Here is a 25,337-nt window from a genome sequence, read left to right as displayed (position 1 = left end):
GGCGCCCAGGCGCCCTTTTTTTACATCGCGTCGATATCACCCAGCGCGCGGATCAATCGCCGTGCACGCTTGTCGGGTTTGGATTGCGGCGCCTGATAACCGGTGCGTTCCGCGCGGCGTTGGGCCACGGCCGCCTCGCGGCGCAGACGGGAGGCTTCGGATTCGACATACAGCGCCTGGGCCACGGGCGCCGGCCCGCGTTGGTCGCTGATGTCGCGCACTTCGATCTCGTAGGCTTCATCGCCACGCGCAATCGTCAGTACATCGCCCACACGCACGGCGCGCGACGACTTGGCGCGCTGGCCACCCACGTCGACCTTGCCCGTCTCGACCGCCTGCTTGGCGAGGCTACGGGTCCTGAAGAAGCGCGCGGCCCAGAGCCAGAGATCGAGGCGAACGGTTGCAGGAATAGCTTCAGTCATAAGGACAGCGTGGGGCCATGAAACACATCTTCAAGCAGACGCTGGGCCGAAAACGCAAACGGCCACCCGAAGGTGGCCGTCTCGGACGCACAACCGGCGAGGATTACTCGGCGGCGGCAGCCAGGCGGGCGGCCTTGGCGGCGGCGTTGGCGGCCAGGTCTTCCTTGATGCGGGCAGCCTTGCCTTCCAGGTCGCGCAGGTAGTACAGCTTGCCGGCGCGGACCTTGCCGCGGCGCTTCACTTCGACCGAGTCGATGGTGGCGCTGTGGGTCTGGAACACGCGCTCGACGCCGTAGCCGTGCGAAATCTTGCGCACGGTGAAAGCGGAGTTCAGACCGGCGTTCTTCTTGGCGATGACGACGCCTTCGTACGCCTGCACGCGCTCACGGTTGCCTTCCTTGACCTTCACGTTGACGACGACCGTGTCACCGGGGCCGAACGCGGGCAGCTCGCGCGTGATCTGGGAGGCTTCGAATTCCTGGAGGAGCTTGCTCATGTTGGCACCAATGCTTGTATGCGTGATCGTGTCTTGCGACAGCGGAAAACTGATGCAGTCGCCGGATTGCGCTGCACGATATTGTTATGGGATCCGGGGGCGTGAACCGCCCAAGGGTCGCGCATTCTACCGGATTTCCCGGTCGGGTGACTACCCTGCCCCGTCCCGGCCAGTCAGAGCGGCCCTGAAGGCCTCCAGCAGCAGCCGGTCGGCCTTGGACAGGCCGGCCTCGTCCAGCAAGTCCGGGCGGCGGAGCCAGGTCCGACCCAGCGCCTGCTGGCGGCGCCAGCGCGCGATGGCCGCATGGTCGCCGGAGCGCAGGACGGCCGGCACGTCGCCCAGCGGATGGCTGGACGGCTGGGTGTAATGCGGGCAATCCAGCAACCCGTCGCCCTCGAAACTGTCCTGGACCGCGGACTCCGCATCGTTCAGCGCCCCCTCCTGCAGCCGGCCGACGGCATCGATCACCACCGCGGCCGCCAGCTCGCCACCGGACAGCACGTAGTCGCCGATCGACAGCTCCTCGTCGACTTCGGCCTCCAGGAAGCGCTCGTCCACGCCCTCGTAGCGGCCGCACAACAGGATCATCCTCGGCATCGCGGCCAGCTCGCGCGCCTTCTTCTGGGTGAGCGGAGCACCCTGCGGGCTCATGTAGATCACCGGCGCCGGGGCCGGATCCGCCGCTCGGATCGCCGCCAGGCAGGCCTGCAAGGGCTCGATCAGCATCACCATGCCCGGGCCGCCGCCGAACGGCCGGTCATCCACCCGGCGATAGCCGCCGGTAGCGTAATCGCGCGGATTCCAGCCATGCAGCGACAGCAATCCACGCTCCTGCGCACGCCCCACCACGCCCACGGCCGCGGCCTGGGCGATGAAGTCGGGAAACAGGGTCATGACGTCGATGCGCATGGCGATCGGCTGCAGCTCGTTGGGGAAGCAGGGTAACCGCCAGGACGACGACGGACGAAACGGCTAGAACTCGGGGTCCCAGTCCACCGTGACCACGCCCGCCTCGAAATCCACGGAACGGACGAACTCGGGTTCGACGAAGGGGATCAGTCGCTCGCGATCACCACGCGCCACCAGCACATCGTTGGCGCCGGTGGAGAACAGATGCGAAACGGTGCCGAAATCGGTCCCGTCGGCATTCACCACCCGCAGACCTTCCAGGTCCACCCAGTAGAACTCGCCCGGCTGGGGCGGCGGCAGTGCCGATCGCGGAACGTGGATCTCGGTGCCGTGGAGTGCTTCAACGGCGTCCCGGTCTTCCACCTCGGGCAGCGTGGCCACCAGGTGCTTGCCGGACGCCTTGCCGCGCACGCCGGTGAGCTCGCGCTCGCCGCCGCGCGCATCGCGGAGCGTCCATGGCTGATAGCGGAAAATCGCGTCGCGCGGCTCGGTCCAGGATTCGATCTTCACCTGACCGCGCACACCAAAAGCGCCCAGGAACCTGCCCAGCAGAATCGTTTTCTGCGGGTCGGTCGGGCGCTCTTGGCTCATGCGAAAAGGCCGCGCGCGAAGCGCGGCCGGACCACTCAGGCCGCCGGAGCGGACTTGGTGGCTTCCTTGTACAGGTTGCGGACCTTCTCGGTCAGCTGGGCGCCGTTGCCGACCCAATGGTCGACGCGCGCGATGTCGAGTTCGACACGCTTTTCGTTACCGGCGGCGACCGGGTTGTAGTAACCCACGCGCTCGATGTTGCGGCCGTCGCGCGCGCTGCGCGAGTCGGTGACGATGATGTGGTAGAACGGACGCTTCTTCGCGCCGCCGCGGGTGAGACGGATCTTGACCATGGTGTTTTCCAGTGTTGCCCAGTCGCCAGAATGGCGAGGTAAGCCGGTTATTCTAAGCCATTGAATCGGTCAGGAAAACCCACCTGGGTCCTTCGGCCTCCGCGATCAGGCCAGCGGCTCCCAGGGCGAGGCCTCCAACGCCCCCGCCATCCGCGCCATCAGGGCAGTATCAATGCCCCATGCGACACCATCGACGCCCACCACCGGCTGTAACCCACTGGCGTTGCAGGCAAAAGCGGCCTTGAACCGCCTCAGGTCATCCTGCCGGACCCGTGTCGACCGCTGCGGCACGCCGGCCCGGGTCAGGGCAGCCTGCAGCAACCGTTCGGCCGTGCCCCGCAGGGCCGGACCCTCGGGCCAGGTGACGGTGTCGCCGTCCCACAGACCCAGGTTCCAGATCGAACCCTCCACGACCTGCCCCGCCGGATCGACGAACAACGCATCGTCGAACCCCTCGGCCAGCGCCTGCCGACGGTAGTGGAACAACGGGAACGTGCCCACGTGCTTGAACTGCGGCAGCGGGCGGACGAACGGATACGTCTTCACCCGTAGCGCCGGCTTTTCCGTTGCCGACGAGGGCGACAAGGTGATCAGCACGTCGGGCACGACGGCGCGCGCCGGATCGCGGTAGTCGAAATGCAGGGAGAACACGGTGATGCGCACCGACGCATCGCGCAGGCCAGCCGATGCCAGCGCGTGCGCCGCCTGCTGGAGCGCCGACTCGCCATCGAGCGCCGTACCGAACAACGCCTGCGTGGCGTCTTCGAGCCGTTGGATATGCAAGTCACGGCCCTGCACCGCACCGTCGCGCACCTGCATCGAGGTGAAGTGGCCGTAGTTCGCCAACGCCAGCGCGCGCAGCGCGTCCGCGAGGGCCGGTTCACCGTTGAGGAAAGCGAGGGTCATGGGGACTCCTGGTTCCAATGTAGGAGCGACGTCAGTCGCGACCGCGGAAACTCAATCGCCCAGAATCCTGTTGGCACGCGGTCGCGACTCACGTCGCTCCTACAGGAAGCAACACTCAGCGGAACGGCATGCCGCCGCGGCCGCCCATCATGCTCTTCATGTTGCGCATCATGCCCTTCATGCCGCCGCCGGCCAGCTTGCCCATCATTTTTTCCATCTGCTGGAACTGCTTCATCAGCTTGTTGACGTCGGCCGGCGTCAGGCCCGCGCCCTTGGCGATGCGCGCACGGCGCGAACCATTCAGCAGCGCCGGGTTGCGACGCTCCTTCTTCGTCATCGAATTGATGATGGCGATCATGCGCGGCACTTCCTTGCCCTGCTGCACCTGCTGCTTCACGTGCTCGGGGATCTGGCCCATGCCCGGCAGCTTGTCCATCAGGCCGCTGATGCCGCCCATGTTCTGCATCTGCTCCAACTGGTCGCGCATGTCGTTGAGGTCGAACTTCTTGCCCTTGATGACTTTCGCGGCGAGTTTTTCGGCCTTCTCGCGATCGACGCTCTGCTCGACCTGCTCGACCAGCGACAGCACGTCGCCCATGTCGAGGATGCGGTTGGCCACGCGCTCCGGATGGAAGACATCCAGGCCGTCGGGCTTCTCGCCCACGCCGATGAACTTGATCGGCTTGCCGGTGATGTAGCGCACCGACAGCGCCGCACCGCCGCGCGCATCGCCGTCGGTCTTGGTCAGCACCACGCCGGTGAGCGGCAGCGCTTCGCTGAAGGCCTTGGCGGTGTTGGCGGCGTCCTGGCCGGTCATCGCGTCGACGACGAACAGCGTTTCCACCGGCTTGACCGCGGCGTGCAGCACCTTGATCTCGGCCATCATGGCCTCGTCGATCGCCAGGCGGCCGGCGGTGTCGACCAGCAGCACGTCGACGAAGGACTTCTTCGCGTCGTCGATGGCGGCACGAACAATGGCTTCCGGCTTCTGCCCGGCATCGGACGGGAAGAACAGCACGTCCACCTGCTCCGCCAGCGTCTTCAGCTGCTCGATCGCGGCGGGACGGTAGACGTCCGCGCTGACCACCATCACCTTCTTCTTGCGCTTCTCGCGCAGGTGCTTGGCCAGCTTGCCGACGGTGGTGGTCTTGCCGGCGCCCTGCAGGCCGGCCATCAGGATGACGGCCGGTGCCGGCACGTTGAGGTTCAGATCGCTGGCCTGCGACCCCATCACCGCGGTCAGTTCGTCGCGGACCACCTTGATGAGCGCCTGGCCCGGCGTCAGCGACTTCAACACTTCCTGGCCGACGGCGCGCACCTTGATGCGCTCGATCAGCGCCTGCACCACCGGCAGGGCCACGTCGGCCTCCAGCAGGGCGATGCGGACCTCGCGGGTGGCCTCGCGGATGTTCTCCTCGCTCAGGCGGCCACGGCCGCGCAGGCGTTCGATGGTGCCGGAGAGTCGCTGGGTCAGGGATTCGAACATGGAAGCAGTCACGCCAGGGGAAAACGGAGGGCGATTATAGCGGTCCCGCTCCCCGCCTCCTTCCCGTGCAGCACGGGCCGCCTTCGCCCCTGCGCCGGCGCCGCCCGCTGTGCGACACTTCCCCGATGACAGTCATTCTCATCGCCGTTGCGCTCTATCTGCTCGCCGCCGGCCTGCTGGTCCGCTCCGTGGCCCGCGACACCGGCGAGGCCTCGCGGCCCTGGGTGTGGCCTGCACTGGGCGCGGTGGTGCTGCATGGCGCCTACCACCTGCTGGTGGCCTGGCGCACCCCCGGCGGCCCGGACATGCATTTCTTCGCCGCGCTCTCGCTGGTGGCGCTGGGCATGGCGGCGATGACGCTGCTGGTCGCCATCCAGGGCCGGATGGCCGCACTGGGCGTGGTGGCGTTCCCGCTGGCGGCCGTCCTGCTGGCGGCTTACCACTTCTACGGCCACCAGGCCTCCAGCGGATTGGACTGGCGCCTCCAGCTACACGCCTGGCTGGCGCTGCTGGCGTACGCGGCGCTGGCGATCGCGGCGCTGCTGGCGGTGATGCTGTGGGCGCAGGAACGCGCCCTGCGCCGGCGCGAATTCCACCTCTGGCTGCGCGCCCTGCCCCCGCTGACGGAACTGGAAGACCTGCTGTTCCGCACGATCACGGTCGGCTTCATTCTGCTGACCGCCACGCTGCTGACCGGCGTGCTGTTCGTGGAGAACTTCCTGGCCCAGAAGCTCAGCCACAAGACGGTGCTGAGCGTGCTGTCATGGCTGGCGTTCGGGGCGCTGCTGGTCGGCCGCTGGCGCTATGGCTGGCGAGGGGTGAAAGCCGTCCGCTGGACCCTCGCCGCGATGGTGCTGTTGCTGCTGGCGTTCTTCGGCAGCAAGTTCGTCTATGAAATGGTGTTGAGGCGCGATTGAGTACGCGCCTGGGCGACCGGATCCTGAAGGTCGATCACGCGGGCGAGCACGGCGCCGTCAACATCTATCGCGCACAGATCCTGGTGGCGCGCTGGACGGCACCGCACATGACGCCGGTACTTCGGCATTTTCTCGAACACGAACGAGGGCATCGCGCCCTGTTCTTGAATGCGCTTCAGCTTCGCGGTGTCCGTCGCTGCCGCAGCTACATGCTGTGCGGTGTCGGTGGCTGGACGCTGGGGCTGCTGACCGGCCTGCTGGGGCCCTCCGCCAGCGCGGCCACCACCTTCGCCGTCGAAAGCGTGGTGTTGCAGCATCTGATGAAGCAGCAGCGGCAACTCGCGCCGATTGACTCAGAGGCTTTCGAGGCCGTGTCGCGCATCGTGGCGGAAGAACAGGAACACCACGATCATGGCCGGGACGCGATGCCGTCCGGCGCCTTCTGGCCGCCGATCCTGACCCCTGTTGTCCGTGTTTCGACCGAGGCGGTCATCTGGCTGGGAATGCGTCTGTAGCCAGCACGCGGACCGGCTAGCGTTCGACCGGGCGCCACCCTCCCGGGGCCGCAATGAACAGCGCATCGCTCACCGCGTACGCCGTATCGCCCCACATTTTCCTGGTCAGCGCTTCGAGTTGAGCGACCGCCTCCGGATTGCTGGAGTCGACGAACAGCAACAGGTCGCGGGCCGGCACCGACACCATGGGAGGCCCCGCCATCCGCGCCCGCTCCCCTTTCCAGAAATCGTCGAACAGCAAGATCGACGCTTCGTAGGTACCTCCGGCGACCACCATCGAGAACACCTCCTCGCGGTACACCTCGATCTCCGGCATTTGGCGTTTCAGGTTGGCGACCGCGAGCGGCCGCAATCCGGAGCGGTCGAGCCCGGCGGCCTCCAGGTCGCTCTTGTTCAGATAGCGCATGCGGGTGGGCATGTCCTGCGCATAGAAGACCAACAAGTGGGCGTTCAACCGCTCATAGATGCCTTCATAGGGCTTTCCCTGTCCCTTGGCCAACCGCTCCATCTCCGCCAACCAATCGTTGCCCTTGATCACGGCCACGACTTCTTCCCGCTTTACCGGTGCTTCGGGCAGCGGCTCCGTGTAGGAGGCGATGTAGCGCTCCAGCAGGGCGGGCCTGCCGTCCACCTGCTCGGCCAGGTAAAGCGTGTAGATGTTGTTGAGATAGATCCGCGCATCTTCGCCCGAGGCCGGCACCAGGTTCAGCTCCAGCGGGGCCATGACCTCGACCTTCACGCCCGGCATCCGCTCCCGCACCATCTCCGCCACCTGCCGGGTGAACACCTCGGCTGGCATGTCCTTGTCGGCCGCGTACGCGGGCGCGCACGCCAACCACAGGCAGAGCATCAGACCGCCCGCCACCCTCAGCATCTCTTTCAGCATGTCGTCTCCCCGTTCAATGGTCAGCCCCTGGCGGCGCGTGCGTTCTGTTCTAGCCGAGTGCCCCTACTCCGCCGCCGCCTCCAGCGCCTGCGACAGCCGCTCAACGGCCACCACTTCCAACCCCTTGAACGTGCCCGACTTCGGCGCGTTGCCCTTGGGTACGATGGCGCGCTTGAAACCGTGCGTGGCCGCTTCGCGCAGGCGCTCCTCGCCGTTGGGCACGGGACGGATCTCGCCCGAAAGGCCCACTTCGCCGAAGGCCACGGTCTTCTCGGCCAGCGGACGGTCGCGCAGCGAGGACAGCACCGCCAGAAGCACTGGCAGGTCGGCCGCGGTTTCCTGCACGCGGATGCCGCCGACGACATTCACGAACACGTCCTGGTCGCCCACCACCACGCCGCCGTGCCGATGCAGCACGGCCAGCAACATCGCCAGGCGATTCTGTTCCAGACCCACCGCCACGCGACGCGGGTTGGACAACGGTGAGCTGTCCACCAGCGCCTGCACTTCCACCAGCAGCGGGCGCGTGCCCTCGCGGGTGACCATCACGCAGCTGCCGGGCTGCTGCGCGCTGCCGGAGAGGAAGATCGCCGACGGGTTGGGCACTTCCTTCAGGCCCTTCTCGCCCATCGCGAACACGCCGAGCTCGTTCACCGCGCCGAAGCGGTTCTTGAACGCGCGCAGCACGCGGAACCGGCTGCCGCTCTCGCCTTCGAAGTACAGCACCGCATCGACCATGTGCTCCAGCACGCGCGGTCCGGCGATGCCGCCTTCCTTGGTCACGTGGCCCACCAGGAACACGGCGGTGCCGGTCTCCTTGGCGTAGCGCACCAGCCGCGCAGCGCTCTCGCGCACCTGGCTGACGGAACCCGGCGCGGCGGTCAGCGATTCGGTCCACAGGGTCTGCACGGAGTCGGCGACGATCAGTTTCGGCCGCGCCACCGAGGCGTGCTGCAGGATGGTCTCGATGCCGGTCTCGGCCAGCGCCTGCAGGTTGTCCAGCGGCAGATCCAGGCGCACGGCGCGGCCGGCGACCTGGGCCAGCGATTCCTCGCCGGTGACGTACAGCGCCGGCAGGCTGGCCGACATCCGGGCCAGTGCCTGCAGCAACAGGGTGGATTTGCCGATGCCGGGGTCGCCGCCCACCAGCACCACGGCGCCCTCCACCAGGCCGCCACCCAGCACGCGATCGAACTCGCCGATGCCGGTGGTCACGCGCGCCTCTTCGCTGTGGCGCACGTCCTTCAGGGCGGTGATCTTCGGGGCTTCGGCCTTCCCGGCCCAGCCCGAGCGGCGGGCCGCCGGTGGTGCGCCGGCGGCGGTCTCCAGCACGATCTCGCTGAGCGAATTCCACGCCCCGCAGTCGGCGCACTGGCCCTGCCATTTGCTGTGGTCGGCCCCGCATTCGGCGCAGACGTAGGCGGTACGGGACTTGGCGGAGGTCTTGGCCACGGGAAACCTGTCGGGACGGCGAGCGGCTACTGTATCGGCCCGCCGTCTCCGCAGGCGAGATCCGGAAAAAAACAAAGCCCCGCCGAAGCGGGGCTTTGTCACGACTGGTGCCGGAAATAGGAATCGAACCTACGACCTACGCATTACGAATGCGCCGCTCTACCAACTGAGCTATTCCGGCGGAGCCGCGAATTTTAGGGGTTGGGGCGGGGGCGGGTCAATGCGGGGGGTGTTGGGGAATGGGTTGGTAAGCCGCCGGGAAGCCGGGGGGTGTGGCTTGCACCCTGCCCGCTCGGCTTGATGGTTTGGCCTGACGGACGTGTCATCGAAGTCGCGTCCATCATCGTCTCAGCCTGTTGGGGTTCGCAAGCTCACCCCAACCTATGGCGCTGCCGTCAGTTATTCTCTCGAACGACTGGTAGGTACGCTCGATATGTGTCCTGGACCACGTGGGTAAGCTTATCTACCGTGGCGCCTTGGATGTTTTCCAGGACTGTCGGGCATACGACTGCGGGGTCATACTGCTTAAACTTGCCGAGCGCGCCATCGTTGAAGGTTTGTACGCGCTGTCGCATCGCTTCTTGCACACGCGCATTGAACTCAGGGTCGTCATTCAATTGCGCCATTAGGGGCTTGTTCGCCTCGCTAAGTTTCACGAAGAATCCCGCCCGTTCCTTCATCAACGCTTCCCTCAGCTCGGGGAGCTTCTGGGAACAGTGTTCAATGATTGGATCCAACGTGCGTGCCGGCATCGAAAGCAGGTAGCGACCGACCGTCTCGGGCTCTCCATCAAGTTTCTGCAAATCCTGTGCATGCAGGCTTCCTGCGAAGACCATGAACGACCAACCGAGGACCGACGAGACTCGTATCAATGTTCACCCCATTTGCCCGAAGTATGCCCACAATTGCGGCTACGGCTTGAGGCAGATCTTACGCAGAAAATGTCCGAAGATCCGAAGCCGTGGCTGAGCCAAATTGCGTCGAAAGCATTGATTCCCGCCTCGGGCGGTTTTCGTTCGTATCTGCTGGAATCACCTATAAAAAACAAAGGCCCGCGTTAGCGGGCCTTGTTCGGTGTTGCTTGTAAGTGTCGCTTCGGAACTGTGTTGGAGGCTTTACGAATGCGCCGCTCTACCCACTGAGCCATTCCGGCGGAGCCGCGAATTTTAGGGGTTGGGGCTAGGGTGGGGTCGGGTCAATGCGAGGGGGTGTTGGGGAGGGGGTGGTAAGCTTCTGGCATGCTGCTTGACGCCGAGCAAGCAAGCTGGCGGCTCAAACCGTCGCCTCGGCCTGGTGTGGACCAACGGCCGGAACATACGACTGTGGCAATCACTGGACAATGGGTTCCTGGGACTGCCGATGGATAACTATCCTTCCAGATGGACGCGGACGACGCCATGAGCATCAAGAGAAGTCGAATAGGCATGTTCGCCCTGCAGCACATCAGCTGGATGTTCATCGCAGTGTTGGCCGTTTCCGCCACGGCACCTTCGCTGGCACAAGCTCAAGAACGGCCAACTGCATCCGACTACTCGATGACGATCTATCGCAACGGCAGTTGGAACTTCGAGTGGCCCATCTACGGACTCATCAGCAATGCCGGCGGGTTTGTGGTGGCGGGTCGAGAAGAACTGCTTACCATCGACAACAACCAGTACAGGACGCCCCCCCAATTCAAGGCTGTGCTCGTGGACGGCGGGCTATATCCTTACCCAGGGGGAACCTACCCGGCTGATCTGGTAGTGGCATCCTTGGAGCTGAAATCCGACAAACGCGAGATCACGGGCGCCACGACGCTTGACTTCAATCACGATGGTCGCGTGGAGTTGCTCGTGGCTGCCAGGCACACCTTGGAGTTGATCACCCACACCGGCACGACTGCCGCCGCACCTTACTTCCAGATCTTGCCAGGACCGCTGCAAATTGACACGGTGCCGGTCGCCGCCGACTTCGATCATGACGGGCACAACGATGTTGCGTTCCACATGAGCATGGCGGGAACCAATCCGGGGAACACCAGCCAGCTGGTGGTCTTCCGTGGCAACGGAGCCAACGACTTCGCCGAGGAACTGGACTACGCCACGGGTGGTTCCGCGGCCAACAGCAAGCAAAGTGCACGCCATATGGTCAGCGGGGATTTCAATCACGATGGCTGGGCGGATATCGCCATCCTGTTTGAGCAGCTCGATGCCACGACGGCCACGCGGACTTATCCGATCAAGGTCTTCCTGAACGACAAAGCGCGGTCGTTCTTGCCACCGTATGTGCTGGCAGACAACGTGGGCTTGCATCTGCTTGGCGCCGGCGACATCAATCGTGACGGTCTCGACGACCTTGTGGCCACGCAAACGCAGTCAGGCATTGGATTGCTGCGAACGTTCACTCAGAACACCTCTGGCGTGCTCTCCGAAGGAATGTCGTATCCCGCCGATGCCTTGAGCACGGCCTTGAAGGTGGCCGATCTGGATCGCGACGGCCGCATGGATATCGTGTCCGGTTCAACCAACACCAAGCGATTGGCGTACTACCTGCAACTCAAGACCGGCACGATGTCGTCGGCGCGTTTCCTCAGCACAAGCAATGCGATTCAGACGGCGCAGTACGATGCGTCAAGTCTGGCCGTGCTGGACTTGGTGCGCACGGCTTGCAATGGCGTGGCTATTGCCAGTGGCGGCTGGGCTACACGCGGAACCGGCTGCGCGAGAGTGCTCTCCACGCTTGGCGACTTCGATGACGACGGCAAGACCGACTTGCTGTGGCGCCATGATGCTCTGCGCGATATGGCACTGTGGAAGATGGACGGTGCCACTCGCGTCACTGGCGTGGGTTATGCCACTTCGCCGGCCTGGAGGGTCCTGGCCAGCGGCGACTTCAACGGCGACCGCTGGATGGACCTGGTGTGGACCGATGGCCAGCACCTGCAGCTATGGGAAGGCGACGGCCAGGGCAACTACGCCGGCAGCGGGTTGCCGGCGTACCCGCAAGGCTATCGGCTGGTGGCACACGGCGACTTCGACGGCGATGGCAACGACGATCTGATGTGGCGCAACACCGCCGACACGGACCTGGCGCTGTGGCGGCTGGACGGTGCCTTTGTCGCGCAGCAACGCAACTACGTCACCGACGCCGCTTGGCGCATCGAGGGCAGCGGCGACTTCAACGGCGATGGCCGCGAAGACCTGCTATGGACCGATGGCGTGCAGATGCAGATGTGGCAGTCGCAGGCGAGCTTGGTGTTCGCGGGTGTCGTGCTACCCGCCTACCCCGCCGGCTGGCAGCTGTCAGGCATCGCCGATGTCAGCGGCGATGGCAACGCGGACTTCCTGTGGTTTCAGCCGCAGCGCGATGAACTGGCCGTCTGGGAGTATCGCGGCCCCGACGACATCCGCGGGCGCGGCTATGCCGTAGGTGCCAACTGGCGCATCCTGCAGACCGGCGACTTCAACGCCGATGGCTATGCGGACATCGTGTGGAGCAATGGCCGGCACATGCAGCTTTGGCAGTCGCAGGGCAATGCCTTCCTCGGCCTGCCGATGAGCGACTATCCGGTCGGCTGGACACTGGTACGGCCGTGACCGCGCGACACCAGGGGCAAACTACCTTAGGTAGAAATCCCCAATCTGCCGAATGAACCGCTGCGGGTTCGCGCCGGCGAGATTGGTCAGCACCACCACCGCCAGGTCTTCGTCGGGATAGATGACGAAGGCGGCGCGGGCGCCACCGATGCCGGCGATCTGGCGCGGGGCATCAGACTTCAGCACGGGCCACCCCGCGGCCCATTCACCCTCGGCGCCATTGTTCAGCCGCTCGGGACGCCACATGCGCTGCACCTGCGGCGCGTCCAGCAGGCGGTTCTCCGTCAGCGCGATGATCCAGTGCGACAGTTCCTCCGCCGTGGTCTGGATGCCGCCGCCCGCCCACAGGCTGTAAGGCATGTCGTAGAGCCAGTGCGACAACCGGTCCGCGTCGTTCGGCGCCATCGTGCCGCGCGGCGAAACGCTGTAGATCGTGGCCGCACCGGCCACCAGGTCGTAGCTGTCGCCGAACGTGGTGGACGCCATGCCCGCGGCATCGAATTGCCGCTGCGCGACGAACCGTTCATAGGGCTGCCCGGTCAGGGTGGAGATGATCCGCGACAGCAGGCCGTAGTTCGTCTGATTGTAGGCGAACTGTTCCCCGGGGTGGGCCTCGATCTGCCGCGCCTCGACCGCCGTCCATGCGTCGCGTTCCTTCAAGCCACCCAGCGAGCCCTGGGTATCGACGATCTCGGGAAGGCCCGACGTGTGCCCCAGCAGCTGCCGGATGCGTACTTCGCGCCACGCGTCGGGCACGTCGTCGAGATAGCGGGACAGCGGCGCATCCAGGTCCACGCGCCCGTCCTGGACCAACTGCATGACGGCCACGCCCGTGAACGCCTTGGTTGCCGAGTTGATGGGGAAGAGCGTCTTGCCGGTGACCGGCACCCGGTTCTCGACATTGGCGAAGCCGACATTTTCCAGCAACACGATGCGTCCCTGGCGGACGACAGCCACCTGCAGCCCCGGGATGCGCTGCTGCTCCATCGTGGCCCGAACGAACGCCCGGGTCTTCTCGTTGGCCTCCTCAAGAGGAGTGGCCGCACGTGCGAGGGACGACAACCCCGTCCACAGGAGAAACGCGAGGACGGCGGTACGCGACAGTGCAGACAACATGCTTTCCCCTTGTATCGAATCGTCTTGCGGACGTGCGCGCGCCGTCGATGGCCGCACGCCGGCCGGCAAGCCTCGGCCAGTCGCGCGCGCCAAGGCAGTGCAATGAGTCATGGATATTGAACGGCACACGCCAGAGCGTGTCGTTTTCGGGATCAACAGAGGCACGGGAACCGAACGCGCGGCGGAAAGCCGCGCGTGACCAGCCGCTGGCAGACCGGCGCGCCAGGACATCGCCGCCTCCTTGTTGCCCGCAGGCGGCACGACCGGGTCGGGCGCCTCAGGACACGCGGCTGCCACCTGCCCGATGCAGACGCGAAGCCGGCTCAGGCCGTCGCCTTCGCCGCTTCGTCGATGAGCGCCGCAACCTCTTTCGCACGGGATGCCAGCGATGCATGACTCGCGTCCAGGGTGATCACCTTGCGCGCATCCATGCGGCCCGACATGCGCTGCTGGTTTTCCGGCGCAATCATCCGGTCCTTGCTGGATATCTGGTACCAGTTGGGTTTGTGTTTCCACGCCGGATCGGTGATCGCGTCGCCAAACGTGCCCGCCAGCGGCGCCTTCTGGGTGACCGCCATGACGAAGCCTTCATCCGCCGGGAGATCCTGGCAGAAGCTCTCGTGGAACTTGTCGGGTTTCAGCCACAAATAGCCATCGCTATCGGGCGCCAGGTTGGGTGCAGCCTCGGGGAGATGTTCCTGAGTGATGCCCCCCGGGCTCTCACCGGCATCGGGAGCGAACGCTGCGATGAACACCAGCGCTTTCACGTTCGGCAGGTTACCCGCCTGGGTGATGACGGCACCGCCGTAGGAATGTCCCACCAGCACGACCGGGCCGTCGATCTGCGCCACCATCTTGCGGGTGCGCTCCGCATCGTCCGCCAAGGACGTGAGCGGATTCTCGACCGCGCGGATGTCGGAGTGTCCCAGCGCTTTCAGTTCGAGGATGACGCGGGTCCAATGCGCCGCGCCGCCCCAGAAGCCATGCACCAAAACGATTGCCGGCTTGCTCATGACCTGCTCCCAAGGTTCGACGGAAGCACGCACCGAAGCGCGCGTTACGCGCGCGGCGCCACTCCCGTCATCGCAACCCCTGCGGATTGAAGTGTCCTCCGCTGCGGTTAAGTCGGAGTGATGCGACCGCAGGACCCACCCATGGCCCTTGCGTCATTCCAGAGATGCAGCCCGAAACGGCACCCAGTCGGTGCGAGCAACATCTGCATCACCTGAAACCAGCAAGGCCCTGAACAAGTACCGCTCATTGGGGGCAAGGCAGCGCGTCGCTGTAAGCGCGGTCAATGGAACGGACAGGACGCTCTTTTCCCCGGGAGGTACGGACATACGCGATCCCGTGCCCACATAGTCCAGGTAACCGCAGGAGGGAATGATCGTTCGGTCGGCCTGCGCCACTTCCACTTTGACCGAAGATTCGATGCTCAGTCCAAATAGCCGATCGTCGACCACCAGAACGTCTGGAGATCTGTTGCTCACGGCAATGGCGAATTCCTTTCCTTCAACTAGCTCGACGTCAACGCCTGAGCCAGGCGGCCTGCAGGCCCACAGCAGGGCGGCAGACGCCAGTACAACGAGCAGCTGAAAACAGCGCGATCGCGAAATAACCAGATGATTCACTCGATTCACTTGGAATCTCACCCTTCTTCTAACAAGCCGATGTCGACGCGACTAAGGACACAGCCCATGCTGCTTCGCCAGCGCCGACTTCTCCGGCTCGGTCTTCGCCAGGTAGTCGCAGACCAGGCTCTTGCCGTAGTCCGACGACACCTGCTGGGCCTCGGCCGAGTTGATGTAGGCCAGGGTTTTCTTGAAGCAGGGCGCTTCGAACATGGCGGCGATCGCGTCCTTCTTGGCGGCGGGCAATCGCTCCAGCTCCGGCAGCAGGTCGTCGAGCGTGGCGGCCCGGCGCCCGGCCTCGGCCAGGTCGGTCGCGCTGTCGGAGGCGATCAACGCTAGGCAGTGCTCGGATTCCTGCGGCGTCAGCAGGCGCGACAACGGCACGTCGAGGCGTGCGGCCAGCGCGTTGACATCGAACGCGGCCATCGAGCTTTCCATCATCGCCCGCTCCGTGGGATCGGTGGGCATCTGCTCCCGCATCGACTGCAGGATCGCCTCGTCCCCGCGGAACACCTCGAACAGGTAGGTCACCAACTTCGCCGCTCCCGGCGGCGCGGCCGTCTGGGCCGCCAACGTGCCGCACAGGCAGAGCAATGCGGCCCCTGCCGCCATCATCGAACGCTTCATCAAATCCCCTTGTCATCGCCGCGCGCGGCAGCCCGATGACATCGCGGCTGCCGTTGCATCCACAGCGCCCCGACACGGCGCGCCTCCCCTGGATGCACGGTCGATCTTAGGCGGCGTGGCGACCCCAGAACAAGCGCGCGCGTCGGGATCAGCGTGCGGCGGCGACGCCCGTCGGCGGTTCGGCCTTCAGCTCGCGCCAGGCGGCGCGCAGCACACGCGAGGACGAACGCAGGAACATCACCAGCAGCGCGGCCGCGATCAGCAAGTCGGGCCAGCCTGCTCCGAACAGCCACACAAGCGCGGCGGCCAGCAGCACCGCGCCGCCTTCGAAGATGTCGTTGCGCGAGCATTCCCACGCCGAGGCCATGTTGACGTCGCCGGTGCGGTACGGCGTGAGCAGCCACAGGCAGACTGCGTTTGCCGCCAGGTTCAACGCCGCGGCGATGCCCATGCCTTCGAACAGCGGCACCGCGGGGTTGGCCAGCCGCCACGCGATCTGCACGCCCACCGCAACCGCGGCGCCGAGGATCAGCAGCCCCTTGAAGAACGCGACCTTCGCCTTCGCACGCAGCGACGCGCCCACCACCGCCAGGCTGATCGCATAGGTCAGCGCATCACCGAGGTTGTCGAGGCTGCCGGACAGCAGCGACGACGAATGCGCACGCCAGGCGGCGAACATCATCATCGCGAACGTGGCCAGGTTGATCGCCAGCACGAGGCGCAACACGCGGCGCTGCTTCGCCTCCAGCGCGGCGACATCGACGACCTTCCCGCATCCGCAGCATTCCGACATTCGCTTATCCCGTTCCGCGTGCGCGTGCGGCCGCGCCTCAGCCGACCAGCTGCAGGCGCAGTTCTTTGGGCAGGGCGAACACCATGTTCTCGGGCTCGCCGTCCAGTTCGCTGACACCGGCGGCGCCGAGGTCGCGCAGGCGCTGGATGACGCCGTCGATCAGTACGTCCGGCGCGGAGGCGCCGGCGGTGACGCCGATGCGCTGCTTGCCGTCGATCCAGCGCGGGTCGATCTCGTGTGCGCCGTCGATCAGGTACGACTCCACGCCGTCGCGCTCGGCCAGCTCGCGCAGGCGGTTGGAGTTGGAGCTGTTCGGCGAACCGACCACGAGTACCAGGTCGCACTGCTTGGCCAGGTCGCGCACGGCGTCCTGACGGTTCTGGGTGGCGTAGCAGATGTCGTCGTTCTTCGGCCCGTGGATGGCCGGGAAACGTGCCTGCAGCGCCTGGATGATGCCCACCGTGTCGTCGACCGACAGCGTGGTCTGGGTGGTGTAGAACAGGTTCTCGGGCTGGCTGACTTCCAGCGTGGCCACCTGGTCGATGTCCTCCACCAGATAGATCTGCCCTTCCCCGCCTTCGCGGTTCCACTGGCCCATCGTGCCTTCCACCTCGGGGTGGCCGGCGTGGCCGATCAACACCACGTCGCGCCCGGCGCGGCAGTGGCGTGCGACTTCCAGGTGCACCTTGGTGACCAGCGGGCAGGTGGCGTCGAACACTTTCAATCCGCGTCGCGTGGCTTCGCCGCGCACCGCCTGCGAAACGCCATGCGCGCTGAAGATGACGGTGGCGCCATCCGGCACTTCGTCGAGTTCTTCCACGAAGATCGCGCCGCGTTGCTTCAGGTCGTCGACGACGAAGCGGTTGTGCACCACTTCATGGCGCACGTAGATAGGTGCGCCCAGCGTTTCGATGGCGCGCTTGACGATCTCGATGGCGCGGTCGACACCGGCGCAGAAACCGCGGGGATTGGCGAGCAGGACGTCCATAAAACCGATCTTACCGAAGGCAGGGAAATGAAAAGGTAAATCTGTTGCCGGCGCCGATCCCGCATGACGCCTGTGCCCCCCGCCCGGCTGCGGAAGAAGGGAACGAGGTGAGGACCAGACCGCCGCGACGCCGTAGGGTGGGCCTTGGCCCACGGTAGGGGTGTGTCACCGAGCGGCGGGCCAAGGCCCGCCCTACGCGGCCTTCTTCTTGCCGTCGAACAGGCCGAACAGCGCAATGCCGATGGCCCCGCCGACGACCGCGCAGTCGGCGATGTTGAACGCCGGCCAGAAGTGGTCACGCCAGTGCCACTGGATGAAATCGATCACGTGGCCGTGGATCTGGCGGTCGATCACGTTGCCCAGCGCGCCGCCGATCACCAGCGCGTACGGCAGCGCCTGGCGCCAATCGCCACGGCGCGTGCGCGACAGCCAGTAGCCCAGCAGGCCGCTGATGCCCACCGCGAGCACGGTGAAGAACCAGCGCTGCCAGCCGCCCGCGTCGGCCAAGAAGCTGAATGCCGCGCCGGTGTTGTAGGTGCGGAACCAGTTCCAGAAGCCGTCGATCACCGGGATGGCGGTGTATTCCGGCAGCGACGCCAGCACCCAGGCCTTGGACCACTGGTCCAGGCCGATCACCACCGCCGACAGCAGCAGCCAGAGCAGCGCGTTGGGCTTGGGGGCGGCCGTCATCAGAACCACTCCCGGGTTTCGCCGGCGCCGTCGATGTTGCTGACGCAGCGGCCGCACAGTTCCGGATGCTCGGCATGCGCGCCGACATCGGCGCGGTAATGCCAGCAGCGCACGCACTTGCTCTTGGTGGTCGGCGTGGCGAGGACGAAGACCTCGTCGGCGCTGACTTCGGAGACGGTGACGTCGCCGCTGATGAAGAAGAAGCGCAGTTCCTCGGCCAGCGTCTGCCACTTGGCGGCGGTGGCGGCGTTCACGGACACCGCGATCTCCGCTTCCAGCGCGGCACCGATCAGGCCGTTGGCGCGCATCGGTTCCAGCACCTTGGCGACCTGTTCGCGCAGGGCCAGCAGCTGGTCGAAGTCGGCGGCGTTCAACGCAGCGTCGGCCGGCAGCGGCGCCAGGCCGTCGTACCAGGTGGCGAACAGCACGTTGCCGGCGCGCTCGCCGGGCAAGTAGCCCCACATCTCGTCGGCGGTGAAGCTGAGCACCGGCGCGATCCAGCGCACGAAGGCCTCGGCGATGCGATACATCGCGCTCTGCGCGCTGCGGCGACCGCGCGAATCCTCACGCATCGTGTACAGGCGGTCCTTGGTGACGTCCAGGTACAGCGAGCCGAGGTCGACGCTGCAGAAGTTCAGCAACGCCTGCACGATTTCGGCGAAGTCGTAACGGTCGTAGGCGGCCTTGATCTTCTCCTGCACTTCGAACGCGCGGTGCACGATCCAACGGTCCAGCGCGACCATGTCGGCCGGCGCCACCAGGTCGCGCGCGGGATCGAAGCCGTCGAGGTTGCTGAGCAGGAAGCGCGCGGTGTTGCGCAGGCGACGGTAGGCGTCGGCGTTGCGCTTCAGGATTTCCTGCGACAGCGACATCTCGTTGCTGTAGTCGGCGCTGGCGATCCACAGGCGCAGGATGTCCGCGCCGAGGGTCTTCATGATGTCCTGCGGCTCGATGCCATTGCCCAGCGACTTGGACATCTTGCGGCCGTGCTCGTCCACGGTGAAGCCGTGGGTGAGGCATTGCTTGTACGGCGCCCGCTTGTCGATCGCCACGCCGGTCAGCAGCGAGGACTGGAACCAGCCGCGATGCTGGTCCGAGCCTTCCAGGTAGAGGTCGGCCGGCTTGCCGAGGCCACGCTCCAGCAGCACGCCTTCGTGGGTCACGCCGGAGTCGAACCAGACATCGAGGATGTCGGTGATCTTGTCGTAGTCCTTCGCTTCGTCGCCCAGCAGTTCGGCGGCGTCCAGCGTGTACCAGACATCGACGCCGCCCTGCTCCACGCGGTCGGCGACCGCGCGCATCAGTTCGACGCTGCGCGGATGCGGCTCGCCGGTTTCGCGATGCACGAACAGCGCGATCGGCACGCCCCAGGTGCGCTGGCGCGAGATGGTCCAGTCCGGACGGCCATCGACCATGCCGGCGATGCGGGCTTCGCCCCACTGCGGGAACCAGCCGACCTGCTTGATCGCTTCCAGCGCGTCGGCGCGCAGGTGGGCCTGCTCCATCGAGATGAACCACTGCGGCGTGGCCCGGAACGCGATGGGCGTCTTATGCCGCCAGCAATGCGGATAACTGTGTTCCATCTTGCTGAAGGCGAGCAGCACGCCGCTCTGCTTCAGCACGTCGATGATGACGTCGTTGGCCTTCCAGATGTGCAGGCCGGCCAGTTCCACGCCATGCGCGGCCGGCGTGGACGGCAGGTAGACGCCACGGCCATCGACCGGGTTGAGCTGCGCGGCGGTGTACTTGTCCAGCAAGCCGTACTGCTTGCTGACGACATAGTCTTCCTGGCCGTGGCCGGGTGCGGTGTGCACGGCGCCGGTACCGTCTTCGGCCGACACGTGGTCGCCCAACAGCACGGGGATGTCGCGCGTGTCGTAGAACGGATGCGCGAACAGCAGGCCTTCCAGTGCACTGCCCTTCACCCGCGCGTGCACGACCACGTCGGTGACGCCGTAGCGCTGCAGCGCGCGCGCCGCGAGCGCATCGGCCAGCACCAGCCAGCGACGCTTGCCGTCGTGCGCAGGGCCTTCGACCAGGGCGTATTCCAGCTCCCCACCGATCGAGATCGCCAGCGACGCGGGCAGCGTCCACGGCGTGGTGGTCCAGATCGGCAGCGCGACCTCGACATCCGCCGGCACCGTGACGCCGAACGCCGTCGCCACCGCCTGCGCATCACGCGCGGCGTAGGCGACATCGACGGCGGGCGACACCTTGTCGGCGTACTCGATCTCCGCCTCGGCCAGCGCCGAGCCGCAATCGAAGCACCAGTGCACCGGCTTCACGCCGCGGGTCAGGTGGCCGTTGGCGACGATCTTCGCCAGCGCGCGGATCTCGTTCGCTTCGAAGCGGAAATCCAGTGTCTTGTACGGGTTGTCCCAGTCGCCGATCACGCCCAGGCGTTTGAAGTCCTTGCGCTGGATATCGATCTGCGACTCGGCGTATTCGCGGCACTTCTGCCGGAACTCGACCGCATCCAGCTTCACGCCCACCTTGCCGAACTTCTTCTCGATGGCGATCTCGATCGGCAGGCCGTGGCAATCCCAGCCGGGGATGTACGGCGCATCGAAGCCGGCGAGGTAGCGCGACTTGACGATGATGTCCTTCAGGATCTTGTTGACCGCATGGCCCAGGTGGATCGCACCGTTGGCGTACGGCGGGCCGTCGTGCAGCACGAACAGCGGGCGGCCCTTGGCGTTCTCGCGCAGCTGCGCGTACAGGCCCTGGCTTTCCCAGCGGGCCAGCGTGTCGGGCTCGCGCTTGGGCAGGTCGCCGCGCATCGGGAAATCCGTGGCGGGCAGATGGAGGGTCGCTTTGTAGTCCTGGCTCACGCCGTCGCTCGTTCTTTGTGTTCGGAAAGGAGTGCGCGCGCCTGGTCGGCATCGCGGTGCATCTGCTCGGTGAGGCTGGGCAGATCGGGGAATTTCAGTTCATCGCGCAGCTTGGCGACGAATTCGACTTCGATGTGGCGCCCGTAGAGGTCGCCGGCGAAGTCGAACAGATGGGCTTCCAGCAGCGGCTCGACGCCGTCCACCGTGGGACGCGTGCCGAAGCTGGAGACCGACGGCCACGGTGCATCGCCCACGCCGTGCACCCAGGTGGCGTAGATGCCAGACAAGGCCGGTGCTTTCGGGAAGCGCAGGTTGGCGGTGGGGAAGCCGAGCGTGCGGCCGAGCTGCTTGCCGCGCACGACGCGGCCGCCGATGGCATAGGGTCGGCCGAGCAGGCGGGTGGTCGTGGTGAAGTCGCCGCTTTTCAGGGCTTCGCGAATGCGCGTGCTGGACACGCGTTCGCCATGCACTTCGACCGGCGCGATCGCGTCGGCGCTGAAGCCCAGCTCACTTCCCATCGCCTGCAGCAGCGCGACATCGCCGGCGCGGCGGTGGCCGAAGCGGAATTCCGGACCGATCCAGACTTCGCGGGCGGCCAGCCGGCCGACCAGCAGGGTGCGGACGAAGTCCTCGGCGGACATCGCCGAAAGCTTGGCGTCGAAGCGCAGCAGGCCCACGCGATCGGCGCCCAGGTCCAGCAGGCCTTCGACCTTGGCACGCGCCAGGGTCAGGCGCGGCGGCGGATGGTCCTTGGAGAAGAACTCTCGCGGCAGCGGTTCGAAGGTGACGACGACGCACTCGACGCCCAGCGCACGCGCACGCGCCACGGCATGCCGCACCAGCGCGCGGTGGCCCGAGTGCAGGCCATCGAAGGCGCCGATGCAGACCACGCTACCGTGCGGGCACAGAGACCCGCCATCGACGTCACGGAACAGCCTGCTCATGGAATCCTGTCAGGGCGGATCAGCCAACGTGGGCGATCCGGGAAGAATGCAACAACCTTGAAGTATAGCCGGGCATACCGGCTCTCAATGGCCACGCAGGTCACGGGGGCGGATGCCCTGCACCCACAGCAGGCCGGCATACAGTGCGCCGCCCGCGCCCACCATCACGGCCAGGCGCCAGCCGCGGTCCCACCAGGCCCAGGGCGTCCAGTCCGGCCAGAACAGGCGGAAGGCCAGCACCACCAGCGTCATCGCCACCGTGGCCACGCCGATCTGGCGCAGGAACCGGCGCCAGCCAGGCTGGCGCCGGTACACGCCTGCCTTGCGCAGCAGCCAGGCCAGTTGCAGCGCATTGACCCATCCAGCGACGGCGATGGCCAAGGCCAGCAGCGCGTGCGCGCCCTGCACCTGGCCCAGCGCTAGCTTCAGGTCGCCTCCGGTGGCCTGCAAGGCTTGGCGGCCCGGCTCGGTGCCGTAAAGCAGCACGAGGAAGAAGACCAGCGTGCACAGCGCATTCGTCAGGACTGCCACGACCGCGGCCTTGACCGGCGTGCGCGTGTCCTGCCGCGAATAGAACGCCGGCGCCAGCACCTTCACCAGCAGGAAGGCCGGCACGGCGATGGACTGGGCCATCAAACTCCAACTTGCCATCTGCACGTCGGTGGCGTCGAACTTTCCGTACTGGAACAACGTCGCCAGCAAGGGCTGGGCACACAGGATCAGGCCGGCGCAGGCCGGCAGTCCGATCAGCAGGCAGAGCCGGAAACCCCAATCCAGGCCTTTCGAATAGCCCTCCGGATCGGTCTCGGCATGACGGCTGGACAGGTGCGGCAGGATCACCGTGCCGATGGCGACACCGAACATGCCCAGGGGGAATTCCAGCAACCGGTCGCTGTAGTACAGCCAGCTGACGCTGCCACTGATCAGCAGCGCGGCCACCCAGGTGTTAAGCAGCAGGTTGAACTGGGCCACCGACGAGCCGAACAGCGTGGGCACCATCAGGGTGAGGATCCTGCGGACGCCGGCGTGGGCGAAGTCCAGCTTCGGGCGGGGCAGCAGGCCCAAGCGGGCCAGCGACGGCAATTGGAAGCCCAGCTGCAGCACACCGGCGGCGAAGACGCCCCAGCCCAGCACCATGACCGAGTAGTCCATCAGCGGCGCGAAGCCCACAGCGGCGGCGATCATGGACAGATTCATCAGTACGGGCGACAGCGCCGGAATGGCGAAGCGCTGGTAACTGTTGAGGATGCCGCCCGCCAGCGAGGCCAGCGAAATGAACAGCGCGTACGGGAAGGTGATCCGCAGCAGGTCGGTCAGCACCCTCATCTGCTCGGCGTCGAAGTTCGGCGCGATCAGGCGGGCGATCTGCGGGGCCAGCAGGATGACGACGCCAGTCAGCACCAGCAGCGCCGCGGCCAGCGTACCGGTGACCCGGTCGATCAGCGCCTTGACCTCCTCCGGGCTCCGGGTGGCCTTGTACTCGGCCAGGACCGGGACGAAGGCCATCGAGAACGAGCCCTCGGCTGAGAGCCGGCGCATGAAGTTGGGGATCCGGAACGCCACGAAGAAGGCGTCCATCATCCCGCCCGCGCCGAAGACATGGGCGTAGACTTGGTCCCGGACCAGTCCCGAGAGCCGGGACAGGAAGGTCATGGAGCTGAAGACGGCGGCGGAGCGCAGGAGCTTCCCGCTCATCGGGGCAGATCCCCCGACAGAATCACCAGCTTGACGCAACCCATTGAATGCCCCATAATTTCCGGCTCGATTATCCGTCTTCCGTTCAACCCCTGAATTCTCTCAGGTATTCACCAGGAATCCCACTGTGGCCAATATCAAGTCCGCCAAGAAGCGCGCCAAGCAGACCGTCGTGCGCAATGCGCGCAACGCCGGTCAGCGTTCGATGCTGCGCACCGCCGTCAAGAAAGTCCTGAAAGCCCTCGATGCCAACGACGCCGCTGGCGCCCAGGCCGCGTTCGTCTCGGCCCAGCCGATCCTCGACCGTCTGAGCTCGCGCGGCCTGATCCACCGTAACAAGGCCGCTCGCCACAAGAGCCGCCTGAACGCCCGCATCAAGGCGCTGCAAGCCGCCTGATCCAGCGGTACACGGACGCGAAGACACGGAACCCGCCGAAAGGCGGGTTTCTTTTTGCCTACCCACCGCACACGACCCGCGCGGCGCGCATACGAAAAACCCGCCTTCCGGCGGGTTTCGAACATCAACCTTCGTAGGCGGCCTCGTCGGCCTCTGCCTTCTGTCGATCGAAGAAGGCCATCACGTCCTTCATGATCGGCCAGGTGCCTTCGCGCGAGATCGCCGAGACCTGATACCAGGGCTGGGTCCAGCCGAGGCTGGCGATGATCTGCTCCGCGCGCTCCTTCGCTTCGTCCTCGAACATCAGGTCAGCCTTGTTGAGCACCAGCCAGCGCGGCTTGGCCAACAGTTCCGGGTCGTGCTTTTCGAGTTCGCGCTCGATCGCGCGCACCTGCTCGACCGGGTCGATGCCTTCCACGCCGCCTTCCATCGGCGCCATGTCCACCAGGTGCAACAGGATGCGCGTGCGCTGCAGGTGGCGGAGGAACTGCGCACCCAAGCCAGCGCCGTCGGCAGCGCCCTCGATCAGGCCCGGGATGTCGGCGATGACGAAGCTACGGTGGGCTTCCACGCTCACAACGCCCAGGTTCGGGTAGAGCGTGGTGAAGGGATAGTCGGCCACCTTCGGCGTCGCCGCCGAGACGGCACGGATGAAGGTGCTCTTGCCGGCGTTCGGAAAGCCCAGCAGGCCAACATCGGCCAGTAGCTTGAGCTCCAGCTTCAGCAGGCGCTCTTCACCCTCTTCGCCCGGCGTGGCCTTGCGCGGCGCACGGGTGATCGAGCTCTTGAAATGCATGTTGCCCAGGCCGCCCTTGCCGCCCTTGGCGACCAGCAGGCGGTCGCCGTGCTGGGTGAGGTCGCCGATGACTTCGTCGGTACTGACATTGGTGACGACCGTGCCGACCGGGACGGTGATCGTCAGGTCGTCGCCCGCCTTGCCGTACATCTGCCGCCCCATGCCGTTCTCGCCGCGCTGGGCTCGGAACGTGGTCTGGTGGCGAAAGTCGACCAGGGTGTTGAGGTTTTCGTCGGCCAACAGCCAGACGCTGCCGCCGCCGCCGCCATCGCCGCCGTCGGGGCCGCCCAGCGGGATGAACTTCTCGCGACGGAAGCCTACGCAGCCGTTGCCGCCATTGCCGGCGGTGACCAGGATTTCAGCTTCGTCTACGAGTTTCAT

25 protein-coding genes and 1 tRNA gene are annotated in these 25,337 nt (G+C 66.0%); 4 read left to right on the top strand and 22 right to left on the bottom strand.

Annotated features, from left to right (window positions below; all coding sequences use genetic code 11):
• Positions 1-20 precede the first annotated feature (20 nt).
• The 7 genes from BM365_RS16275 to ffh form a co-directional block, all read right to left on the bottom strand.
• Entirely contained in the window at positions 21-422 is a 402-nt protein-coding gene (locus tag BM365_RS16275; RefSeq protein ID WP_093490515.1) for an RNA-binding S4 domain-containing protein, read from the bottom strand.
• Between the two features lie 103 nt (positions 423-525).
• The gene (gene rplS / locus BM365_RS16270) at positions 526-918 is read right to left on the bottom strand and encodes a 50S ribosomal protein L19 (RefSeq protein ID WP_093299937.1); all 393 of its coding nucleotides are present in this window, start codon (positions 916-918) and stop codon (positions 526-528) included.
• 150 nt (positions 919-1,068) lie between these two features.
• Positions 1,069-1,827 (bottom strand): tRNA (guanosine(37)-N1)-methyltransferase TrmD, encoded by a 759-nt coding sequence (gene trmD, locus BM365_RS16265; protein WP_093490514.1) that lies wholly within the window; start codon positions 1,825-1,827, stop codon positions 1,069-1,071.
• 63 nt (positions 1,828-1,890) lie between these two features.
• Entirely contained in the window at positions 1,891-2,418 is a 528-nt protein-coding gene (gene rimM / locus BM365_RS16260) for a ribosome maturation factor RimM (RefSeq protein WP_093490513.1), read from the bottom strand.
• Positions 2,419-2,453: 35 nt separating this feature from the next.
• Entirely contained in the window at positions 2,454-2,711 is a 258-nt protein-coding gene (gene rpsP / locus BM365_RS16255) for a 30S ribosomal protein S16 (RefSeq protein WP_056878379.1), read from the bottom strand.
• Between the two features lie 105 nt (positions 2,712-2,816).
• Positions 2,817-3,617: an aminotransferase class IV family protein gene (locus BM365_RS16250; RefSeq protein ID WP_093490512.1), complete on the bottom strand. Its 801-nt coding sequence runs from the start codon at positions 3,615-3,617 to the stop codon at positions 2,817-2,819.
• Between the two features lie 115 nt (positions 3,618-3,732).
• Positions 3,733-5,103 (bottom strand): signal recognition particle protein, encoded by a 1,371-nt coding sequence (ffh, locus tag BM365_RS16245; RefSeq protein ID WP_093490511.1) that lies wholly within the window; start codon positions 5,101-5,103, stop codon positions 3,733-3,735.
• A 125-nt stretch (positions 5,104-5,228) separates the two neighbouring features.
• Between ffh and ccsA the strand changes: the two genes are divergently transcribed.
• Entirely contained in the window at positions 5,229-6,020 is a 792-nt protein-coding gene (gene ccsA / locus BM365_RS16240) for a cytochrome C assembly family protein (protein WP_093490510.1), read from the top strand.
• Positions 6,017-6,535 carry a demethoxyubiquinone hydroxylase family protein gene (locus tag BM365_RS16235; protein WP_199186243.1) on the top strand — a complete coding sequence of 173 codons (519 nt, stop codon included), beginning with the start codon at positions 6,017-6,019 and terminating at the stop codon, positions 6,533-6,535. The genes ccsA and BM365_RS16235 overlap by 4 nt, the downstream gene beginning before the upstream one ends.
• A gap of 16 nt (positions 6,536-6,551) precedes the next feature.
• On the opposite strand, the gene BM365_RS16230 is transcribed toward BM365_RS16235, so the two are convergent.
• From BM365_RS16230 to BM365_RS16215, 4 genes are all read right to left on the bottom strand, one after another.
• Positions 6,552-7,421, bottom strand: a complete 870-nt coding sequence (locus BM365_RS16230; protein WP_093490509.1) for a DUF1444 family protein — start codon at positions 7,419-7,421, stop codon at positions 6,552-6,554.
• Positions 7,422-7,484: 63 nt separating this feature from the next.
• Positions 7,485-8,873: a DNA repair protein RadA gene (gene radA / locus BM365_RS16225; RefSeq protein ID WP_093490508.1), complete on the bottom strand. Its 1,389-nt coding sequence runs from the start codon at positions 8,871-8,873 to the stop codon at positions 7,485-7,487.
• 105 nt (positions 8,874-8,978) lie between these two features.
• Positions 8,979-9,054, bottom strand: a tRNA-Thr gene (locus tag BM365_RS16220).
• A gap of 214 nt (positions 9,055-9,268) precedes the next feature.
• Entirely contained in the window at positions 9,269-9,709 is a 441-nt protein-coding gene (locus BM365_RS16215; RefSeq protein WP_093490507.1) for a hypothetical protein, read from the bottom strand.
• A 561-nt stretch (positions 9,710-10,270) separates the two neighbouring features.
• Between BM365_RS16215 and BM365_RS18035 the strand changes: the two genes are divergently transcribed.
• On the top strand, positions 10,271-12,448 hold the full coding sequence (locus BM365_RS18035; protein ID WP_158253495.1) for an FG-GAP repeat domain-containing protein: 2,178 nt from the start codon (positions 10,271-10,273) through the stop codon (positions 12,446-12,448).
• Between the two features lie 21 nt (positions 12,449-12,469).
• On the opposite strand, the gene BM365_RS16205 is transcribed toward BM365_RS18035, so the two are convergent.
• From BM365_RS16205 to murJ, 10 genes are all read right to left on the bottom strand, one after another.
• Positions 12,470-13,564, bottom strand: coding sequence for a serine hydrolase domain-containing protein (locus tag BM365_RS16205; protein ID WP_093490505.1), 1,095 nt, complete (start codon positions 13,562-13,564; stop codon positions 12,470-12,472).
• A gap of 323 nt (positions 13,565-13,887) precedes the next feature.
• The gene (locus BM365_RS16200; protein ID WP_093490504.1) at positions 13,888-14,577 is read right to left on the bottom strand and encodes an alpha/beta hydrolase; all 690 of its coding nucleotides are present in this window, start codon (positions 14,575-14,577) and stop codon (positions 13,888-13,890) included.
• A gap of 153 nt (positions 14,578-14,730) precedes the next feature.
• A complete protein-coding gene (locus BM365_RS17885; RefSeq protein ID WP_139227448.1) occupies positions 14,731-15,195 on the bottom strand; it encodes a hypothetical protein in 465 nt (154 codons plus the stop codon).
• A 51-nt stretch (positions 15,196-15,246) separates the two neighbouring features.
• Positions 15,247-15,822, bottom strand: coding sequence for a hypothetical protein (locus BM365_RS16195; RefSeq protein ID WP_093490503.1), 576 nt, complete (start codon positions 15,820-15,822; stop codon positions 15,247-15,249).
• A 148-nt stretch (positions 15,823-15,970) separates the two neighbouring features.
• Positions 15,971-16,615, bottom strand: coding sequence for a cation efflux transmembrane domain-containing protein (locus BM365_RS16190; RefSeq protein ID WP_093490502.1), 645 nt, complete (start codon positions 16,613-16,615; stop codon positions 15,971-15,973).
• 37 nt (positions 16,616-16,652) lie between these two features.
• Positions 16,653-17,603, bottom strand: a complete 951-nt coding sequence (ispH, locus tag BM365_RS16185) for a 4-hydroxy-3-methylbut-2-enyl diphosphate reductase (protein WP_093490501.1) — start codon at positions 17,601-17,603, stop codon at positions 16,653-16,655.
• Positions 17,604-17,795: 192 nt separating this feature from the next.
• On the bottom strand, positions 17,796-18,293 hold the full coding sequence (lspA, locus tag BM365_RS16180; RefSeq protein WP_093490500.1) for a signal peptidase II: 498 nt from the start codon (positions 18,291-18,293) through the stop codon (positions 17,796-17,798).
• Positions 18,293-21,124, bottom strand: a complete 2,832-nt coding sequence (ileS, locus tag BM365_RS16175; protein WP_093490499.1) for an isoleucine--tRNA ligase — start codon at positions 21,122-21,124, stop codon at positions 18,293-18,295. Before ileS ends, lspA begins: the two co-directional genes overlap by 1 nt.
• Positions 21,121-22,068, bottom strand: a complete 948-nt coding sequence (locus BM365_RS16170; RefSeq protein WP_093490498.1) for a bifunctional riboflavin kinase/FAD synthetase — start codon at positions 22,066-22,068, stop codon at positions 21,121-21,123. Before BM365_RS16170 ends, ileS begins: the two co-directional genes overlap by 4 nt.
• Before the next feature lie 84 nt (positions 22,069-22,152).
• A complete protein-coding gene (murJ, locus tag BM365_RS16165; RefSeq protein WP_093490497.1) occupies positions 22,153-23,763 on the bottom strand; it encodes a murein biosynthesis integral membrane protein MurJ in 1,611 nt (536 codons plus the stop codon).
• A 127-nt stretch (positions 23,764-23,890) separates the two neighbouring features.
• On the opposite strand from murJ, the gene rpsT reads away from it, so the two are divergent.
• On the top strand, positions 23,891-24,160 hold the full coding sequence (gene rpsT / locus BM365_RS16160; RefSeq protein ID WP_055935648.1) for a 30S ribosomal protein S20: 270 nt from the start codon (positions 23,891-23,893) through the stop codon (positions 24,158-24,160).
• 124 nt (positions 24,161-24,284) lie between these two features.
• Here rpsT and cgtA read toward each other — a convergent pair whose 3' ends face one another.
• The gene (cgtA, locus tag BM365_RS16155; RefSeq protein WP_093490496.1) at positions 24,285-25,337 is read right to left on the bottom strand and encodes an Obg family GTPase CgtA; all 1,053 of its coding nucleotides are present in this window, start codon (positions 25,335-25,337) and stop codon (positions 24,285-24,287) included.

Source organism: Pseudoxanthomonas sp. YR558 (genome assembly GCF_900116385.1).
In the GTDB taxonomy this organism is placed as follows: Bacteria; Pseudomonadota; Gammaproteobacteria; order Xanthomonadales; family Xanthomonadaceae; genus Pseudoxanthomonas_A.
The sequence above is the reverse complement of the archived record's forward strand: the minus strand, read 5'-3'. Positions and strand labels throughout refer to the sequence as shown.

Coding starts and splice junctions, on each gene's coding strand:
- BM365_RS16275 (WP_093490515.1), bottom strand. CDS start 422: ATGACTGAAGCTATTCCTGCAACCGTTCGCCTCGATCTCTGGCTCTGG.
- rplS (WP_093299937.1), bottom strand. CDS start 918: ATGAGCAAGCTCCTCCAGGAATTCGAAGCCTCCCAGATCACGCGCGAG.
- trmD (WP_093490514.1), bottom strand. CDS start 1,827: ATGCGCATCGACGTCATGACCCTGTTTCCCGACTTCATCGCCCAGGCC.
- rimM (WP_093490513.1), bottom strand. CDS start 2,418: ATGAGCCAAGAGCGCCCGACCGACCCGCAGAAAACGATTCTGCTGGGC.
- rpsP (WP_056878379.1), bottom strand. CDS start 2,711: ATGGTCAAGATCCGTCTCACCCGCGGCGGCGCGAAGAAGCGTCCGTTC.
- BM365_RS16250 (WP_093490512.1), bottom strand. CDS start 3,617: ATGACCCTCGCTTTCCTCAACGGTGAACCGGCCCTCGCGGACGCGCTG.
- ffh (WP_093490511.1), bottom strand. CDS start 5,103: ATGTTCGAATCCCTGACCCAGCGACTCTCCGGCACCATCGAACGCCTG.
- ccsA (WP_093490510.1), top strand. CDS start 5,229: ATGACAGTCATTCTCATCGCCGTTGCGCTCTATCTGCTCGCCGCCGGC.
- BM365_RS16230 (WP_093490509.1), bottom strand. CDS start 7,421: ATGCTGAAAGAGATGCTGAGGGTGGCGGGCGGTCTGATGCTCTGCCTG.
- BM365_RS16215 (WP_093490507.1), bottom strand. CDS start 9,709: ATGGTCTTCGCAGGAAGCCTGCATGCACAGGATTTGCAGAAACTTGAT.
- BM365_RS18035 (WP_158253495.1), top strand. CDS start 10,271: ATGAGCATCAAGAGAAGTCGAATAGGCATGTTCGCCCTGCAGCACATC.
- BM365_RS16205 (WP_093490505.1), bottom strand. CDS start 13,564: ATGTTGTCTGCACTGTCGCGTACCGCCGTCCTCGCGTTTCTCCTGTGG.
- BM365_RS16200 (WP_093490504.1), bottom strand. CDS start 14,577: ATGAGCAAGCCGGCAATCGTTTTGGTGCATGGCTTCTGGGGCGGCGCG.
- BM365_RS16195 (WP_093490503.1), bottom strand. CDS start 15,822: ATGAAGCGTTCGATGATGGCGGCAGGGGCCGCATTGCTCTGCCTGTGC.
- BM365_RS16190 (WP_093490502.1), bottom strand. CDS start 16,615: ATGTCGGAATGCTGCGGATGCGGGAAGGTCGTCGATGTCGCCGCGCTG.
- ispH (WP_093490501.1), bottom strand. CDS start 17,603: ATGGACGTCCTGCTCGCCAATCCCCGCGGTTTCTGCGCCGGTGTCGAC.
- lspA (WP_093490500.1), bottom strand. CDS start 18,293: ATGACGGCCGCCCCCAAGCCCAACGCGCTGCTCTGGCTGCTGCTGTCG.
- BM365_RS16170 (WP_093490498.1), bottom strand. CDS start 22,068: ATGAGCAGGCTGTTCCGTGACGTCGATGGCGGGTCTCTGTGCCCGCAC.
- murJ (WP_093490497.1), bottom strand. CDS start 23,763: ATGAGCGGGAAGCTCCTGCGCTCCGCCGCCGTCTTCAGCTCCATGACC.
- cgtA (WP_093490496.1), bottom strand. CDS start 25,337: ATGAAACTCGTAGACGAAGCTGAAATCCTGGTCACCGCCGGCAATGGC.